The organism is Streptomyces sp. NPDC004065, assembly GCF_044903565.1.
In the GTDB taxonomy this organism is placed as follows: domain Bacteria; phylum Actinomycetota; class Actinomycetes; order Streptomycetales; family Streptomycetaceae; genus Streptomyces.
This window is the reverse complement of record NZ_JBJDQT010000004.1, coordinates 19482-35391: the sequence shown is the minus strand read 5'-3', so window position 1 is coordinate 35391 and position 15910 is coordinate 19482. Positions and strand designations below refer to the sequence as shown.

General features: G+C 75.4%; 10 protein-coding genes. 4 read left to right on the top strand and 6 right to left on the bottom strand.

Annotated elements, in window-relative coordinates; genetic code table 11:
• Positions 1-36: 36 nt before the first annotated feature.
• The gene (locus ACI2LW_RS07535) at positions 37-1275 is read right to left on the bottom strand and encodes an SAV2148 family HEPN domain-containing protein (protein ID WP_404730220.1); all 1239 of its coding nucleotides are present in this window, start codon (positions 1273-1275) and stop codon (positions 37-39) included.
• 379 nt (positions 1276-1654) lie between these two features.
• On the opposite strand from ACI2LW_RS07535, the gene glgX reads away from it, so the two are divergent.
• The 3 genes from glgX to ACI2LW_RS07520 all read left to right on the top strand — a co-directional run bounded on the left by glgX (position 1655) and on the right by ACI2LW_RS07520 (position 7931).
• Positions 1655-3808, top strand: a complete 2154-nt coding sequence (glgX, locus tag ACI2LW_RS07530) for a glycogen debranching protein GlgX (RefSeq protein ID WP_404730219.1) — start codon at positions 1655-1657, stop codon at positions 3806-3808.
• Between the two features lie 333 nt (positions 3809-4141).
• Complete coding sequence (treY, locus tag ACI2LW_RS07525) at positions 4142-6529, top strand: malto-oligosyltrehalose synthase (protein WP_404730218.1); 2388 nt, start codon at positions 4142-4144, stop codon at positions 6527-6529.
• Positions 6530-6680: 151 nt separating this feature from the next.
• A complete protein-coding gene (locus ACI2LW_RS07520) occupies positions 6681-7931 on the top strand; it encodes a M14 family zinc carboxypeptidase (RefSeq protein WP_404730217.1) in 1251 nt (416 codons plus the stop codon).
• A 327-nt stretch (positions 7932-8258) separates the two neighbouring features.
• Here the strand turns inward: ACI2LW_RS07520 and ACI2LW_RS07515 are convergent, their stop codons facing one another.
• From ACI2LW_RS07515 to ACI2LW_RS07505, 3 genes are all read right to left on the bottom strand, one after another.
• Entirely contained in the window at positions 8259-8684 is a 426-nt protein-coding gene (locus ACI2LW_RS07515; RefSeq protein ID WP_404730216.1) for an SSI family serine proteinase inhibitor, read from the bottom strand.
• The gene (locus ACI2LW_RS07510) at positions 8681-10036 is read right to left on the bottom strand and encodes a M14 family zinc carboxypeptidase (protein WP_404730405.1); all 1356 of its coding nucleotides are present in this window, start codon (positions 10034-10036) and stop codon (positions 8681-8683) included. The genes ACI2LW_RS07515 and ACI2LW_RS07510 overlap by 4 nt, the downstream gene beginning before the upstream one ends.
• A gap of 183 nt (positions 10037-10219) precedes the next feature.
• Positions 10220-10774: an FHA domain-containing protein gene (locus tag ACI2LW_RS07505; protein ID WP_404730215.1), complete on the bottom strand. Its 555-nt coding sequence runs from the start codon at positions 10772-10774 to the stop codon at positions 10220-10222.
• 174 nt (positions 10775-10948) lie between these two features.
• Here ACI2LW_RS07505 and treZ point away from each other — a divergent pair, with 174 nt between their 5' ends.
• Entirely contained in the window at positions 10949-12703 is a 1755-nt protein-coding gene (treZ, locus tag ACI2LW_RS07500) for a malto-oligosyltrehalose trehalohydrolase (RefSeq protein WP_404730214.1), read from the top strand.
• A gap of 587 nt (positions 12704-13290) precedes the next feature.
• On the opposite strand, the gene ACI2LW_RS07495 is transcribed toward treZ, so the two are convergent.
• Both ACI2LW_RS07495 and ACI2LW_RS07490 read right to left on the bottom strand, forming a co-directional pair.
• A complete protein-coding gene (locus tag ACI2LW_RS07495) occupies positions 13291-14301 on the bottom strand; it encodes an aminoglycoside phosphotransferase family protein (RefSeq protein ID WP_404730213.1) in 1011 nt (336 codons plus the stop codon).
• A 42-nt stretch (positions 14302-14343) separates the two neighbouring features.
• Entirely contained in the window at positions 14344-15471 is a 1128-nt protein-coding gene (locus ACI2LW_RS07490; protein WP_404730212.1) for an aminopeptidase P family protein, read from the bottom strand.
• Between the last annotated feature and the right edge of the window lie 439 nt (positions 15472-15910).

The following is a 15910-nucleotide window of genomic DNA, read 5'->3' as shown; positions in this document are numbered from 1 at the left end:
TCCTCACGATCGCATGCGCCACTGACAATCGGGACTTCAGGACACCGGACGCGAATCCGCCCACATCAGCTCGAACTCCTCGCGGTAGACGGAGAACAGCCCGCTCTCCTCGACGTGGTCGGACTTGACCACCTTGCTGCCGTTGCGCAGCACGAACACCGGCGCCTCCATGCCGCGGCTGCGCCGCAGGTACGACTGCACGACCGCGATGCCGTCGGATCCGTCGCCGTCCACCAGGTAGGCGGTCAGGCGCGGGGTCTCGTCGTAGACCTGGATCTCGAAGGCGCCCGGGTCCCGCAGCCGGGAGCGCACCCGGCGCATGTGCAGGATGTTCATCTCCACCGAGCGGCTCAGCTCACCGCGTTTGAGGCCGAGTTCGCGCTCGCGCCGCTTCACCGCGCTGGAGGCCGGGTTGAGGAACAGCAGCCGCACCCGGCAGCCGGACCCGGCCAGCCGCACCAGCCGGCGGCCGGAGAAGTTCTGCACCAGCAGGTTGAGGCCGATGCCGATGGCGTCCAGGCGGCGGGCGCCGCCGAAGATGTCCTCGGCCGGGAACTGGCGCAGCAGCCGCACCCGGTCGGGGTGCACGGCGACCACGTCCGCGTACCGGTCGCCGACGAGGTCCTCGACCGCGTCGACGGGCAGCCGCCGCGCGGAGGGCACGTCGCCGCCGGTGCCGAGGATCTCCAGCAGGCGCGCCGAGGCCCGCTCGGCCTGGCCGAGCACCGTCTCCGACAGGGCCCGGTTGCGGGAGACCACGTTGCGGGTGACCTCCAGCTCGTCCAGGGCGAGTTCGACGTCGCGCCGCTCGTCGATGTACGGCTCGAAGCAGGGCCAGTGCTGCACCATCAGCTCGCGCAGCTGCGGCAGGGTGAGGAAGCTGATCACGTTGTCGTCCGCCGGGTCGAGCAAGTAGCCCTTGCGGCGGCTGACTTCGCGCACCGCGACCGCCCGCTGCACCCACTCCTGGCCCGCCGGCCCGGCGGCGGCGACCACCCAGTCGTCGCCGTGGACCGGCTCGTAGACGGGCCGCAGGACGGCGGCCACCACGGCGCGCAGCCGCTGCTCGACGAGGTTCAGCCATATGTAGGCGCGGCCGGCCCGCTGGGCGCGCGTGCGCACCTCGCGCCAGGCGTCGGCGTCCCAGTCCAGCTCCGGGCCGATGGCACCCGCGCCCATCGGCCGGGCCAGGGACACCGCGCCGGGCGGGACGTCAGCGGAGCTCCCCTCGTGACCCTCGTCACCAGGGGGCAGCTCCAGGCCTCCCGAGCCCACCCGCGCACCGCCTTCCGCTCCCCCGGGCACTCCCCGTCCCAACGATCAAGGAAGGGTACTCCGGGAGCGCCGCGCGGTGCAGCCGGATGGACAGCTCGTTTCCCAACTTCCGCCTAGTCGTTGGCGGTTCCGCTTCCGCGGGGGAAGGCGGAGTGAGCGGATTCATAGCGTTGACCGCCCCGGCGCCAGGGAAGGACCCAAGAGGCTCACCCGTTCGATATACGATGTAAAGGTCATAGGGGCACAAAAGGGCGACATGCCGTGAATGAGCTGGTCGCCGGGTAAGAGGGACGTGAGTCAGAGGCGGCTCCCTCACTTTCGGGGGGACTCGCGGCCGAGGCGTCACCCGTGACGCCCCACACCTGAAAGAGTCGTGTCCATGCAGGTCTGGCCTGGAGAGGCGTACCCACTCGGTGCCACGTACGACGGCGCCGGCACCAACTTCGCGGTCTTCACGGAGGCCGCGGACCGAGTAGAGCTGTGTCTGCTGCACGACGACGGCTCGGAGACGGCGGTGGAACTGCGGGAGTCCGACGCGTTCGTCCGGCACGCGTACGTGCCCGGTGTCATGCCCGGGCAGCGGTACGGCTTCCGGGTGCACGGTCCGTACGCCCCGGAGCGGGGCCTGCTGTGCAATTCCGCCAAGCTGCTGCTCGACCCCTACGCGAAGGCGGTCAGCGGCTCGATCCGCTGGGGCGAGGAGGTGTACGGCTACCACTTCGACGACCCCGACCGGCGCAACGACCTGGACTCGGCGCCGCACACCATGACGTCGGTCGTGGTCAACCCGTACTTCGACTGGGGCGACGACCGCCCGCCGCGCCGCGGCTACCACGAGACGGTGATCTACGAGGCGCACGTCAAGGGCCTCACCATGCGCCACCCCGGGCTGCCCGAGGAGCTGCGCGGCACCTACGCCGCGCTCGCCCACCCGGCGATCCTGGAGCACCTGACGGAGCTGGGCGTCACGGCGCTGGAGCTGATGCCGGTGCACCAGTTCGTCCATGACCACCGGCTGGTCGACATGGGCCTGAGCAACTACTGGGGCTACAACACGATCGGCTTCTTCGCCCCGCACAACGCCTACGCCTCCTGGGGCGACCGCGGCCAGCAGGTCCTGGAGTTCAAGTCGGCCGTCCGGGCGCTGCACGAGGCCGGGATCGAGGTCATCCTCGACGTGGTCTACAACCACACCGCCGAGGGCAACCACCTGGGCCCGACGCTGTCCTTCAAGGGCATCGACAACCCCCGCTACTACCGGCTCACCGACGACCCGCGCTACTACATGGACACCACGGGCACCGGGAACTCGCTGCTCATGCGGTCCCCGCACGTGCTCCAGCTGATCATGGACTCGCTGCGGTACTGGGTCACCGACATGCACGTCGACGGCTTCCGCTTCGACCTGGCGGCGACGCTGGCCCGGCAGTTCCACGAGGTGGACCGGCTGTCGTCGTTCTTCGACCTGGTGCAGCAGGACCCGGTGGTCTCCCAGGTGAAGCTGATCGCCGAGCCGTGGGACCTCGGCGAGGGCGGCTACCAGGTGGGGAACTTCCCGCCGCTGTGGACCGAGTGGAACGGCAAGTACCGGGACACGGTGCGCGATCTGTGGCGGGGCGAGCCGCGGGCGCTGGCGGAGTTCGCCTCCCGGCTGACCGGCTCCTCCGACCTCTACCAGGACGACGGCCGCCGCCCGCTCGCCTCGATCAACTTCGTGACCTGCCACGACGGCTTCACCCTGCACGACCTGGTGTCGTACAACGACAAGCACAACGAGGCCAACGGCGAGGACAACCGGGACGGCGAGAGTCACAACCGGTCCTGGAACTGCGGGGTGGAGGGCGAGACCGACGACCCGGAGGTGCTGCGGCTGCGCGCGCGGCAGATGCGCAACTTCGTCGCGACGCTGATGCTGTCCCAGGGCGTGCCCATGCTCAGCCACGGCGACGAGTTCGCCCGCACGCAGAAGGGCAACAACAACGCCTACTGCCAGGACAACGAGCTGTCCTGGGTGCGCTGGCCGGAGGACGGCGGGGACGACGAGTACGGCGGGGACGGCGGGGAGGGCGGGGACGGCGGCGGGCTGCTGGGGTTCGTACGGACGATGGCCCGGCTGCGCAGGGACCACCCGGTGTTCCGGCGGCGCCGCTTCTTCCACGGGCGGCCGGTGGAGGGCACCCACGACGACCTGTCGGACATCGCCTGGTTCACCCCGGAGGGCAAGGAGATGACCCAGCGGGACTGGGACTCGGCGCAGGCCTCCGCGCTGACGGTGTTCCTGAACGGCAACGCCATCTCGGAGCCGGGCCCGCGCGGGGAGCGGATCACCGACGACTCGTTCCTGCTGATGTTCAACGCCGCGCCGAAGCCGCTGGAGTTCGTGGTGCCGGTGGACCACGGACGCCAGTGGGAGGTGGTGATCGACACCGCCCGCGCGGACGGCGTCCGGACGGACGGTGGCGCGAAGGTGGACGCCGGCGACCGCCTGACCCTCCAGGACCGCAGCCTGGCCGTCCTGCGCCGCCCGGCCTGACCGCGCCGCCCCCGCCCGGCCGCCGGAGGCACCCGCGCGGCGCGCGAGCCGTACGGGTGCCTCCGGACACGCCGGCCCGCCCCGCACGCAATCTCCCGACCACCCCGCACGCACCCTCCGGCCACCGCGCACCCTCCCGGCCATTGCGCACGCACCCTCCGGCCACCCCGCACGCACCCTCCCGGCCACCCGGTACGGACGGACCGGGACCGTCCGTGCGGGTGAGGCCCGGGCGGGGCCGTCCGGGTGACCGGGGAGCGGGGGCGCGACGGGGGTGCGGGTACGGCGGGCGGGCGTGACACGAAAAGCGGCCCGCTGGGTACGTAGCTCTGCATGACATCCGAGCGCCCCGAACCCGCCGCGCCCACGGCCACCTACCGGCTCCAGCTGCAGCCCGAGTTCCCCTTCGCGGCCGCGGCGGACGCCGTGCCGTACCTGGCCTCGCTCGGCGTCTCCCATCTGCACCTGTCCCCCGTCCTCGAGGCCGTCCCCGGCTCCGCGCACGGCTACGACGTCACGGACCCCGCGCGGGTGCGCGAGGAGCTCGGCGGCGAGGACGGGCTGCGCGCCCTGGCCCGCACCGCCCGGGAGCACGGACTCGGCCTGGTCGTGGACATCGTCCCCAACCACATGGCCATGGCGCCCCGGCACAACCGCGCCCTGTGGGAGGTGCTGCGCGAGGGGCCGCGGTCGCCGTACGCGCGCTGGTTCGACATCGACTGGGACGCCCAGGACGGCAAGGTGCTGCTGCCGGTGCTCGGCGGGCCGCTCGGCAAGGAGAGCGCGCGGCTGAAGGCGGACGGCGACGTCCTGCGCTACTACGACCACGCCTTCCCGCTGCGCGAGGGCACCGCGCACCTGCCGCTGCCCGAGCTGCTGGACGCCCAGTGGTACCGCCCGGTGTGGTGGCGGCTGGCCCGCACCGAGCTGAACTACCGCCGCTTCTTCAGCATCTCCGAACTGATCGGGGTGCGGGTGGAGGACCCGGAGGTGTTCGACGCCACCCACGCCAAGATCCTCCAGCTGGTGCGCGAGGGGGTCGTCGACGGGCTGCGCGTCGACCACCCCGACGGCCTCGCCGACCCCGACGCCTACCTCCGGCGGCTGCACGAGGCGACCGGGGGCCGCTGGACGGTCGTCGAGAAGATCCTCTCGGACGGCGAGCACCTGCCGCCCGCCTGGCCGGTCGCCGGCACCACCGGCTACGACGCGCTGCGCCACGTCGACGGCCTGTTCACCGACCCGGCCGGGGCCGAGGAGCTGCTCGCCCTGTACCGCCGCCACGCCGCCCCGCCGAGCGACCGCGGCGGGGACTGGGCGGCGACGGCGCGGCGCGCCGCGTACGAGGTGATCACTCACGAACTGGCCGCCGAGACGGAGCGGCTGACCCGGGTGGCGAGCCGGGTGTGCGCCGGCTCGCCGGACCTCGCGCTGCGCGACCGCGCCCCCTGGGCGCTGCGCACCGCGCTGCGGGAGCTGCTGGTCCGCCTGGAGGTCTACCGGCCCTACGCCTCCGTGGACGCGGCCTCGGTCCTCACCGAGGCCGCCGCCGAGGAGGCCCGGCGCGCCTTCGCGGTGCCGGAGGAGGGCGAGGCCGTCGACGTCGTGCGCGACCTGCTGACCGGGCGGGCCGGTGACGGCCCCGGCGTGGTGGAACTGCGGACCCGTTTCGCGCAGGCCGCCTCCGCGCTGCGGGCGAAGTCCGTGGAGGACACCGCCTACTACCGGTACGTGCCGCTGCTGTCGGCCAACGAGGTCGGCGGCGACCCCGGCCATCCGGCCGTCTCCCCGGAGGACTTCCACGCGTACTGTGCGCGGGTGCAGCGCGACTGGCCGCTGACCGGCACCGTGGTGTCCACCCATGACACCAAGCGCAGCGCCGACGTACGGGCGGCGCTGGCCGTGCTCACCGAGTGCCCGCGGCGGTGGGCGGAGGTGCCGGCCGGGGCGGCGGACGCCGGCGGCGAGGCGCCCGACGCGCAGCTCGCCTGGGCGGCCTGGCAGACGGTGTTCGGGCTGGGCCCGGCGGACGGGGAGGAGCCCGGGCCGGAGTACACCGAGCGGGTGCGCCAGGCCCTGCTGAAGCATGTGCGGGAGGCGGGCCTGCACACCAGCTGGACCGAGCAGGACCCGTCGTACGAGGAGGCGGTGGCGCGTTTCGTCGCCGAGGGGCCGTGCGGGGCGCCGGGGAGGCGGGTGTGGGCGCTGAGGCGCTCGCTGGAGCCGTACATCCGGGCGAACGTCCTCGGCACGGCCCTGGTGCAGCTGACCATGCCGGGCGTGCCCGACCTCTTCCAGGGCACCGAGGCCGAGTACCGGGCGCTGGTGGACCCGGACAACCGGCGGCCCGTGTCCTTCCCGCCGGACGACCCCGGCGACAAGGCCGCTGTGACGGCGGCGGCGCTGCGGCTGCGCGCCCGCCGCCCGGAGGTCTTCGGCGGGGCGGCCTCGTACGAGCCGCTGGCCGCCGAGGGGCCGGCCGCGGGCCACTGCCTGGCCTTCGCGCGCTCCGGGCGGTGCGTCACGGCGGTGACCCGGCTGCCGCTGCGGCTGGCCGGGGCGGGCGGCTGGCGCGACACCCGGCTGCCGCTGCCGGCCGGCCGGTGGGCCGACGTGCTGGCGCCGGGGCGGGAGTTCGAGGGGCACGCGCGCGTGGCGGAGCTCTTCGAGCGGCTGCCGGTGGCGCTGCTGGAGCGGGTGGCGGCTCCCGAGGAGCGGTGAGGGCGCTCGCCGGGGCGCCGCCGGGTCTGCAGGCGCCGCCGGGCCTCCGGGCGCCCCCGGACCGCTCCCGGCGCCCGGCGGGCCGCGTACTTGACAGGCCACACCCGCCGTGGGGTACTGCGGAGTGCGAAGCCGGGCGGACAAGTCGGGGGTGAGTCTCCTGCCGGAGCTGCGCTACCCCAGCCTTCCCGAACTGGTGGCCTCCGCCCGGGCGTTGGCCGATCGCCGGCCGGCCGTGTGCGCGCTGCGGCAGATCGGTGTCTCCCGCTCGGGCCGACCCCTGCACCTGCTGTCCCTGGGGCGGGCGCCCCGTGCCGTCCTGGTGGTCGCCGGCGCCCACGCCAACGAGCCGGCCGGCGGCGCCACCCTGCTGGCCCTCGCCGAGCGCGTGCTGGCGGACCGGCGGCTGCGGACCGGCACCTCCTGGCACTTCCTGCTGTGCGCGGACCCCGACGGGGCGAGCCTGCACGTCTCGCCGGCGCCGCGCAGCCTGCTCGACTACCACCTCGGCTTCTTCCGCCCCGCCGGGGCCGAGCAGCCGGAGTGGGCGCCGTCCGTGCTGCCCGCGGACCGGCTGCCGCCCGAGACGCACGCGCTGACCGGCGTCATCGACGAGCTGCGGCCGTACCTCCAGGTGACGTTGCACGGGACCGATCTGGGGGGCAGCTGGGTGCAGCTGACCCGGGACGTCCCCGGGCTCGCCGAGCCGTTCGGCAAGTCGGCGGCCGAGCTGCACATCCCGGTGGAGACGGGCGCCTCGGACGCGGCGGGCTGGCCCGTCTCCGGGCCCGGCGTGCGGGTGATGCCGGGCCCGGGCGCGGGCGCGGCCTACCCGAGCATGCCGGACGACGCCCGGCACAGCACCTGGTACCGCGTGCACCGGTACGGCGGCCTGACCGCGGTCGTGGAGGTGCCGATGTGGGCGAGCGACCTCGTGGACGACCCCGCGCCGCATCCCGCGCCCGCGGCGGCGCTGCGGCGGCTGGCCCACCGGCTGCTGCGGGACGCGCGGGAGGTGGAGGTGGTGCTCGCGGACGCGCTGCCCCGGCTGCAGGGCGCCGGCGGACCGCTGCTGCGGGCCGCCGAATGGGGGCTGAGCCTGGTGCCGGGGCTGGCGGCGGACTGGAGCCTGATGCCGCCGGCCGACACCACGATGGCGTACGTCGGCAGCGTGGACGCCTTCGGCCGCCGGCTGCCGCTGCGGGCGGCGGCGATGCTGCTGCGGGTGCTGAAGGAGAGCGACGACCGGGCCGCGCCCGCCCTGGAACGGCTCGTGGCGGACTGGTGCGACTCCTTCGCCCGCCGCTTCCGCGCCCGCTGGGTCCCCCTGGAGCACCAGGTCGAACACCAGGCCCGCACCGTCCTGGCCACCGCACACCACGCCCGCGAACACGAGGCATGAGGACGCCGCGTCACCTGCCCGGCGTGAACGTCGGCGGGAGCGCCTCACCCGCCCGGCGCGGGCCTCTCACCCGCCGGCGGGGACATCTCACCCCTCGGGCGCCGGCGTCTGAGCCCCACGGGCGCGAACGTCTCAGCCCCGCGGCGCCGGCGTCCGACCCCCGCGGGCGCGGACCTCCCGCCCCTGGGGCGCGGACGCCTCAGCCCCGCGCACGCGGATATCCCGCGCTCCATCGCTTCCAGGACGATGCGGGGAACGCCTCGCCCCGCGCACGCGGGCATCCCACCCCGCGGGCGCGGACGCCTCACCCCCGCGGACGCGGACGTCTCACCCGTCCAGCGCGAACACCTCGCCCGTGCGGGCCCGCATGACACAGCCGTTGGCGAAGGTCTCCTGGTAGTCGATCGCGCGGCCCTGCCACTGTCCGCGCGCCTGGACCGTCACGGGGGCGTAGACCATCGCGCAGACGACGTCCTTGTGGGGGATGCCGCGGATGTCGCCGCGCACCGAGCGCAGCTGGGCACAGGCCTGGGCCGCGTGGGAGTGTCCCTCGGGCGGGTCGCACAGCAGCAGGGTGCCGCGGGTGTCACCGGAACGGGTGTCCCCGTGGGTGACCGAGACATAGAGCCAGTCGCCGTCGACGTGCTGCGGCCGGGCCGCCAGGGCGGGGGCCGGGCCGGCGAGGAGGAGGGCCGCCGCGGCCGCCAGGCCGCCCAGCAGCCGGGCCGGGGTCGCCTTGGTGAAGTGGGTCATTCCCGGTGTATCGGCACGGCGGCCGGGGAACCCCAGTCCGGCTCACCCGAACGGGAGCACGCCCGCGCCCGCCCGGCCGACTCGGCGGCGGCCAGCACCACCCGGGTCTGGTACTCGGCCTGCCGGGCGACCGGTATCCAGCGCGCGCCCAGGCCGGTGCGGTAGTCGTCGCACCAGCGGTCGATGAGCCGGTCCAGCTCCGGCAGTACGTCCGCCGGGTCGTGCCCCGAGGAGCGCACGAGCCGGTGCAGCAGCCCGGCGGTGCGCAGGGCGAGCCGCCGCCCGGCGATGCGCAGCGCGGCCAGATGGGCGCTGGTCAGCGGCGGGAGCGGACGCGCGGCGCCGTCCCGGGCCACGGTGTCGGGGTCCCAGGCGTCGACGAGCGAGGGGCAGACCAGCGCGTAGTCGTCCACCGGGGCGAGCAGGCGCGCCGCGTCCGGCGCTCCGGCCAGGTGGGGGCGGGCCCGGGCCAGCAGACCGTCCAGGAGCCGGGTGTCGGCGCGCAGTCCGTGGCTGACGGTGCGCAGCACCCCGTCCCGGTCCGCGGGCGGCGAGCCGTCCGCCACGGCGGGCACGCCCCACATGGGCGCCTCCACCACGGCGGTCACGGTGCCGTACGGGTGCGGGTGGAACCATGTCGACTCCACCGCCGCCTCCGTGATGGCGGCGGCCAGGCCCGCGCGGCGCGGCGGCGGGATGCGGTAGACCGCGGGCCCGAGGCGGGGCCAGTACAGCGCGTCGTAGGCGCCGAGCTCGCGCGGGATGCCGAGGCGGGCCGCGGTGTGCGCGAGGCGCCTGGCGAGGCCCGGCAGCTCGTCGGTGACCTCGACGAAGCCGCCGCCGACGTCGACGCCGTGCAGCGAGACCTGCAGGAAGGGCCGCAGCTCGTCCTGGACGGCGAGCAGGGCGCGGGTCTCCGGCAGGGCGGCGGAGGCGGCGCCGTCGGGCAGCCACTCGGGCTGTTCCAGGAAGCCGGGGCGGAAGAAGTGCCGGAAGTAGTGGCCGAGGGTGTACGGGCCGGTGAGCCAGTCCTCGTTGCGGCGGGAGCCGTCGGGGTCCAGGCACAGCAGCAGGTTCCAGGTGACGTCGGTGTCCTCGCCGGCGCCGCCCGCGGTGAGCACCCGTTCGGCCAGCCGCAGGACGGTGGCTCCGCCCACGGGCTCGTTGGCGTGCGGTCCGGCGACCACCAGGGCCTGGCGGGGGCCGTGACCGACGGAAAGCAGCCACAGGGGCGTGCCGGCCCGGGAGGTGCCGACCCGGCGCAGCCGGGCGTCCCGGGGGTGGCGGGCGACGAGTGCGGCGGCCCGTGCGCCCAGCTCGTCGACGAGCGGGTAGCGGTGGAGTGGCGACAGGGCACACCTCCACGATGCGGTGCCGTCGGTTCACCGGATGTACATGACGTACATACAGTCAGTCACGACTTGTCCGGTACGTCAACACCGCCGTCCGAAAAGAGACTTGCCTCGTCCCGCCGAGTAATGCCCAGGCCAGGGCCTGGGCGGGGTGGCGCGGGGGCGGCGCCGGAGGGGCGGGGCTCAGTGCGCGGAGAGGCGGAACGCCACCTGCCCGAAGCCGACCTGGTCGCCCTCGCGGACCACGGCCGCGCCGATCACCCGCCGTCCGTTGACGGTGGTGCCGTTGGTGGAGCCGAGGTCGCGCAGCACCCACATGCCGCCCTGGTGGCGCAGCTCGGCGTGCACCCGGGAGACGGTCTCGTGGGTCAGTCTCAGCCCGCTGGCCGGATCCCGCCCTATGCGCAGCGGGTGACCGTGGCCCGGGTGCGGCAGCAGCAGCTTGGGCAGCCGCTCGGCCTGCCAGGCCCTGCGCAGCCGTACGGTGAAGCCGGAGGCCGCCTCGACGGCGCCGAACACCAGCCGCGACAGCCGGCTCTCGGTGGGCGGCAGGTCGCCGGTGAGGGCGGCCAGTTCCTCGGAGCGGCGGGCGGCCAGGGCCAGTTCCATCCGGTGCAGGAACGTGTCGTGCGACAGCCGGCCCATGGCGACGCCGTCACGGAGCACCTTCAGCGCCCTGTCGCGCTCCGCGTCGGACAGCCGCGCGGGGTAGGTGGGGAACCGGGAGGACGACGTCACGCTGCTGATTGTCGGTCAGGGGGACGCGGGTGTCCAGAAACCCGGAAAACGGCCCGCGGGGCGCGCTCGTCCGGCGACACCGGCCGTAAAAGGGAGTATTCGAAAGCGGATTGATCGCGATTGGCGCATCCTGGACTGGCTACATCACGGTGAGCAGACGAAGGGGAACCGTCCGTGCAGTTCGAGGTGTGGGCACCGCAGGCCGGCCGTGTGACGCTCCAGTGCGACGGCGCCACGCGCGCGCTGGAGCGCGATCCGGAGCGGGCGGGCTGGTGGACCGGGGAGTGCGAGGCGCGGGACGGCTCGCGCTACGGGTTCGCGCTGGACGGGGGTCCCGTGCTGCCCGACCCGCGTTCGCGGCGGCAGCCGGACGGGCCGGACGGCCTGAGCGCGGTCGTCGACCACGCGCGCCATGTGTGGCGCACCGCCGACTGGGGCGGGCGCCCGCTGCCCGGCGCCGTGCTCTACGAGCTGCACGTGGGCACCTACACCCGTGAGGGCACCTTCGACGCCGCCGCCGCGCGCCTGGAGCATCTGGTGGAACTCGGCGTGACACATGTGGAGTTGATGCCCGTGTGCCCCTTCCCCGGCAGGCACGGCTGGGGGTACGAGGGGGTGTCGCTGTGGGCCGTGCACGAGCCGTACGGCGGCCCGGAGGGGCTGAAGCGGTTCGTCGACCGGGCGCACGAGCTGGGTCTGGGCGTGGTCCTGGACGTGGTGCACAACCACCTGGGCCCGTCCGGCAACTACCTGCCGCTGTTCGGCCCGTACTTCACCGACACCCACCACACCCCGTGGGGCGCCGCGGTCAACCTGGACGCGCCCGGCTCCGACGAGGTGCGCGACTTCCTGGTCGGCAGCGCGCTGGCGTGGCTGCGGGACTACCGCGTCGACGGGCTGCGCCTGGACGCCGTGCACGCCCTGGTGGACACCCGCGCCTGCCACTTCCTGGAGGAGCTGTCCACGGCCGTGGACGCGCTCTCCGCGGACCTCGGCCGCCCGCTGTTCCTGATCGCCGAGTCCGACCTGAACGACCCGCGGCTGGTCACCCCGCGCGCGGAGGGCGGCCTCGGTCTGCACGCGCAGTGGAACGACGACTTCCACCACGCGCTGCACGTGGCCGTGACCGGCGAGACCCAGGGCTACTACGCCGACTTCGGGCGGGCCCCGCTCGCGGCGGTCGCCAAGACCCTCACCGGCGGCTACTTCCACGACGGGACGTACTCCTCCTTCCGGGGCCGCCGGCACGGCCGGCCGCTGGACCGCAACCGGGTGGCCGGGCACCGGCTGCTCGGCTACGCCCAGACCCACGACCAGGTGGGCAACCGCGCCCAGGGCGACCGGCTGTCGATGCTGCTGGCGGACTCCCCCGGGCTGCTGGCCTGCGCGGCCACGCTGGTGCTGACCGCGCCGTTCACGCCGATGCTGTTCATGGGCGAGGAGTGGGCGGCGGGCACGCCGTGGCAGTTCTTCACCGACCACACCGACCCCGAGCTGGCGGAGGCGGTGCGGCGGGGCCGGCGGCGGGAGTTCGCCGAGCACGGCTGGGCGGAGGAGGACGTGCCCGACCCGCAGGACCCGGCGACCCGGGACCGCTCCTGCCTGGACTGGTCCGAGCCGGAGCGCGAGCCGCACGCGCGGATGCTGGCCTGGTACCGGCGGCTGATCGCCCTCCGGCACGAGCAGCCGGACCTCACCGACCCCGACCTCGCCGACACCAAGGTGGCCTACGACGAGGAAGCCCGCTGGCTCGCCTTCCGCCGCGGCGACGTGCGGGTCGCGCTCAACCTGGGCAAGGAGACGGCCGCGATTCCGCTGGGCACCCGCCCGGCCGAGATCCTCGCCGCCTGGACGCCGGCCGACACCCCGGGCCCGGACGGCCTGCTGCACCTGCCGGGCCAGTCCTGCGTGGTGCTGTCCCAGACCTGAGCCGGGCCGGGGCCCCGCCCTGGGCACCCCGCCGGCGATCCGCCCGGTGACGCCGCCCGCCCACGGAGCCCGCCGGGCGACGGAAAACGCCGAGGACACGGCGCCCCGGGGGCGTCCGCGCACCAGACCCGCCCACAGAACCCCGCCGGGCGACGGAGACGCCGAGGGCACGGCACCCCGGGGGCGTCGGGCGTACGGCACCACGGGAGCGTCGCGCGTACGGCGGCCCCGGGGGCGGCCGTCGTCGTCCTGCGGCCACGCGCCGCTGCGGCGCACCGGGGCGGAGGCCGGCCTGCCGGCCCGCCCGGGCGGGGCGGCAGGGCCGGTGCGGGTCCGCTGGGTGCTCCGTCGTCGTGGCCGCGCGCCGTGACGCGCGAGCGCGGCACCCGCCGGGGAGGCGGCTCCCCGCCTCGCGCCGCCCTTCCTCCAGAGGCATCGCTCGCACCCGCCCGCGCGCACTACACCTCACCGCCACCGGGCCCGGCTCCCCCGGCCTGGCAAGCACCGGGGACACCCGGCCGCCCGCCGGGCGCCCGTGTCCCCCGGCCGCCCGGGGTCACCGGCACCGCGAGCCGAGACCGCGCGAGCTACAACTCCCCCGCCTCGTCCTCCTTGTCGTCGTCGCGGAACTCCGTCACCCGCTCCAGCAGGATCGCCTCCCAGGCGTGCCGCAGCTGCGTCCTGAGGACGGGCAGCGGGGTGTCGCCGCGGCCGTCGAGGCGGTCGGCCAGGCGGATCACGGCGTCGCAGCGGGCCAGCCACAGGCCGCGCAGGCAGAGCCGGGCGCCGTAGCCGGCCAGGGTGGCGGCGCGCACGCCCGCGCCCGAGCCCACGGCGAGGGCGAGTCCGGCGATGTCCTCGGCCGGGTCGCCGACCACCGCGTCGGTCCAGCCGAGGACGCCGCGCACCCGGCCGTCCCTGCCGACCACCAGGTGCTCGCCGCTCAGGCCGTGGTGGACGAGCACCGCGGTGCCGGGCTGCGCGGCGAGCTGGGCCGCGGCGGCGGGCGCGAGCTGGGCCATCCGGGCGGGGTCGAACTCGTCGGCCGCGCCGAGGCGTTCGGCGGCGTGCACGGCCATCCGGCGCAGGGCCTGCAGCGAGCGCGGCGCGACGCGCGGAACGCCGAGTGTCCCGGCCTGCCGCACGGGCACCTCGCGCAGTCCGGCGAGCAGGCCGGCCAGGTCGTCCTCGCCGACGGCGGACACGTCGTGCGCGCCGGCCGTGCCGCCGGGAATCCTGGTGTCCAGCGTGTACGTCAGTCCGGGCGCCCACTCGCCGTGCGCGACGCCGGCCGGCACGGCGACCGGCAGATGGGGGCGGACCAGGTCGCGCAGGCGCAGCTCGCGGCGCAGGCGCACGGCCGCCTCGCGGTCGGGGGCCAGGCGCAGCACATGGCGGGCGCCCACCCACCAGGTGGAGTGCTCGCCTCCCTCGGCGACGGGCCGGACGTCGGGCCCTTCGGCCGTGCCACCCGTGCCGGCCGTGCCACCGGTGCCGGCCGTGCCGCCCGTGCCGCTCCGGCCGCCCGTGCCGTCCTTGAGCAGGGTGCGGACCAGTCTGCGGACGGTGTCCGCGGTGGGTGTCGGTGCCTGGGTCATGTCGCGCCGTGTCGTTCGGTTGCGGGTGGGTCTGCCGATGGGTCAGTCCACTATCACCATCTCGCGGGTGGTGTCGTTGAGCCGGCGGCCCCCGTCCTCGGTCACCGTGACGATGTCCTCGATGCGCACCCCGAAGCGGCCGGGCAGATAGATGCCGGGCTCCACGGAGAAGCACATGCCGGGCACCAGGGGCTGTTCCTCGCCCTCGATCATGTACGGCGGCTCGTGCGTGGTGACGCCGATGCCGTGACCGGTGCGGTGGATGAAGTACTCGCCGTATCCGGCCTCGGCGATCACCGCGCGGGCGGCCCGGTCGACGTCCTGGCAGGCGGCGCCCGGGCGCACGGCCCGGAACCCCGCCTCCTGGGCCTCGCGCACGATGTCGTGCACCCGGCGCTCCTCCTCGGTGGGCTCGCCCACGTGGACGGTGCGGGTGGTGTCGGAGCCGTACCCGGCCTTCAGGCCCCCGAAGTCGAGGACGACCATGTCGCCGCGTTCGATGAGCCGGTCGCCCATCTCGTGGTGCGGGTTGGCGCCGTTGGGGCCGGAGCCGACGATGGTGAAGTCGACCTGGTCGTGTCCGAAGCGCCGCAGCGCGGCGGCGAGGTCGGCTCCGACCTCCCGCTCGCGGCGGCCCGCGAAGGCCACGTGGCGGATCTCCTCGAACGCCTGGTCGGCGGCGGCCGCGGCGGCTGCCAGGAGGTCCAGTTCGGCCGGGTCCTTCACGGCCCGCAGCATCGGCAGGGCCTCGGTGAGGGAGGCGTAGGAGGTGCCGGGCAGGGTCTGCTGCAGGCCCAGCAGATGCATGGCCCAGGTGTTGTCGCTGATGCCGAACCGGCCGTTGTCGTCGAGGAGGGCGGCGGTGAGGGCGTAGGGGTCCTTGCCGTCGGTCCAGTCGCGCAGGGTCAGGGCGGGCGCGCCGGGAGCGCGGGCGGCGTCGGGGGCCTCGAGGGCGGGCACGACGAGGACCGGGTCCCGGTCCGGGGCGAGGACGAGCAGGGTGAGCCGTTCGGTGACGGCGGTGGGCGCGTACCCGGTGAGCCACACCAGGTCCGGGCCGGGTGCCACCAGCAGCCCGGCCAGCCCGGCGTCGGCGGCGGCCCGGGCGGCGCGTGTCATCCGGGCCCGGTAGTCGTCGGCGGTGAAGGGCGCGGTCGCGGTGCCGGTCATCCGGGCCTCCGTGGGCGGCTGGGCGTGCGGTGCGGACTACGGGCAGCATCCTGCCCGGCCGTGCGGGGCCGCGCGAGCCGATCGGCCGGTCCCGCCCGGCACGGGTCCATCCTGGCGGATGGGATACGCCGGTGACCACCGGGTTCCGGGACCGCGCGGGCGACACCGGCCGCCGCCGGGGCACGGAGACCAGCCGCCGCCGGGGCACAGAGGCCCGCCGCCACCGGGGCACAGAGGCCCGCCGCCACCGGGGCACGGAGACCGGCCGCCACCGGGGCACAGAGGCCCGCCGCCACCGGGGCACAAAGGCCCGCCGCCACCGGGGCACGGAGACCCGCCGCCACCGGGGCACAGAGGCCCGCCGCCACCGGGGCACGAAGACCCGCCGCCACCGGGGCACGAAGACCCGCCGCCACCGGGGCACAGAGACCGGCCGCCA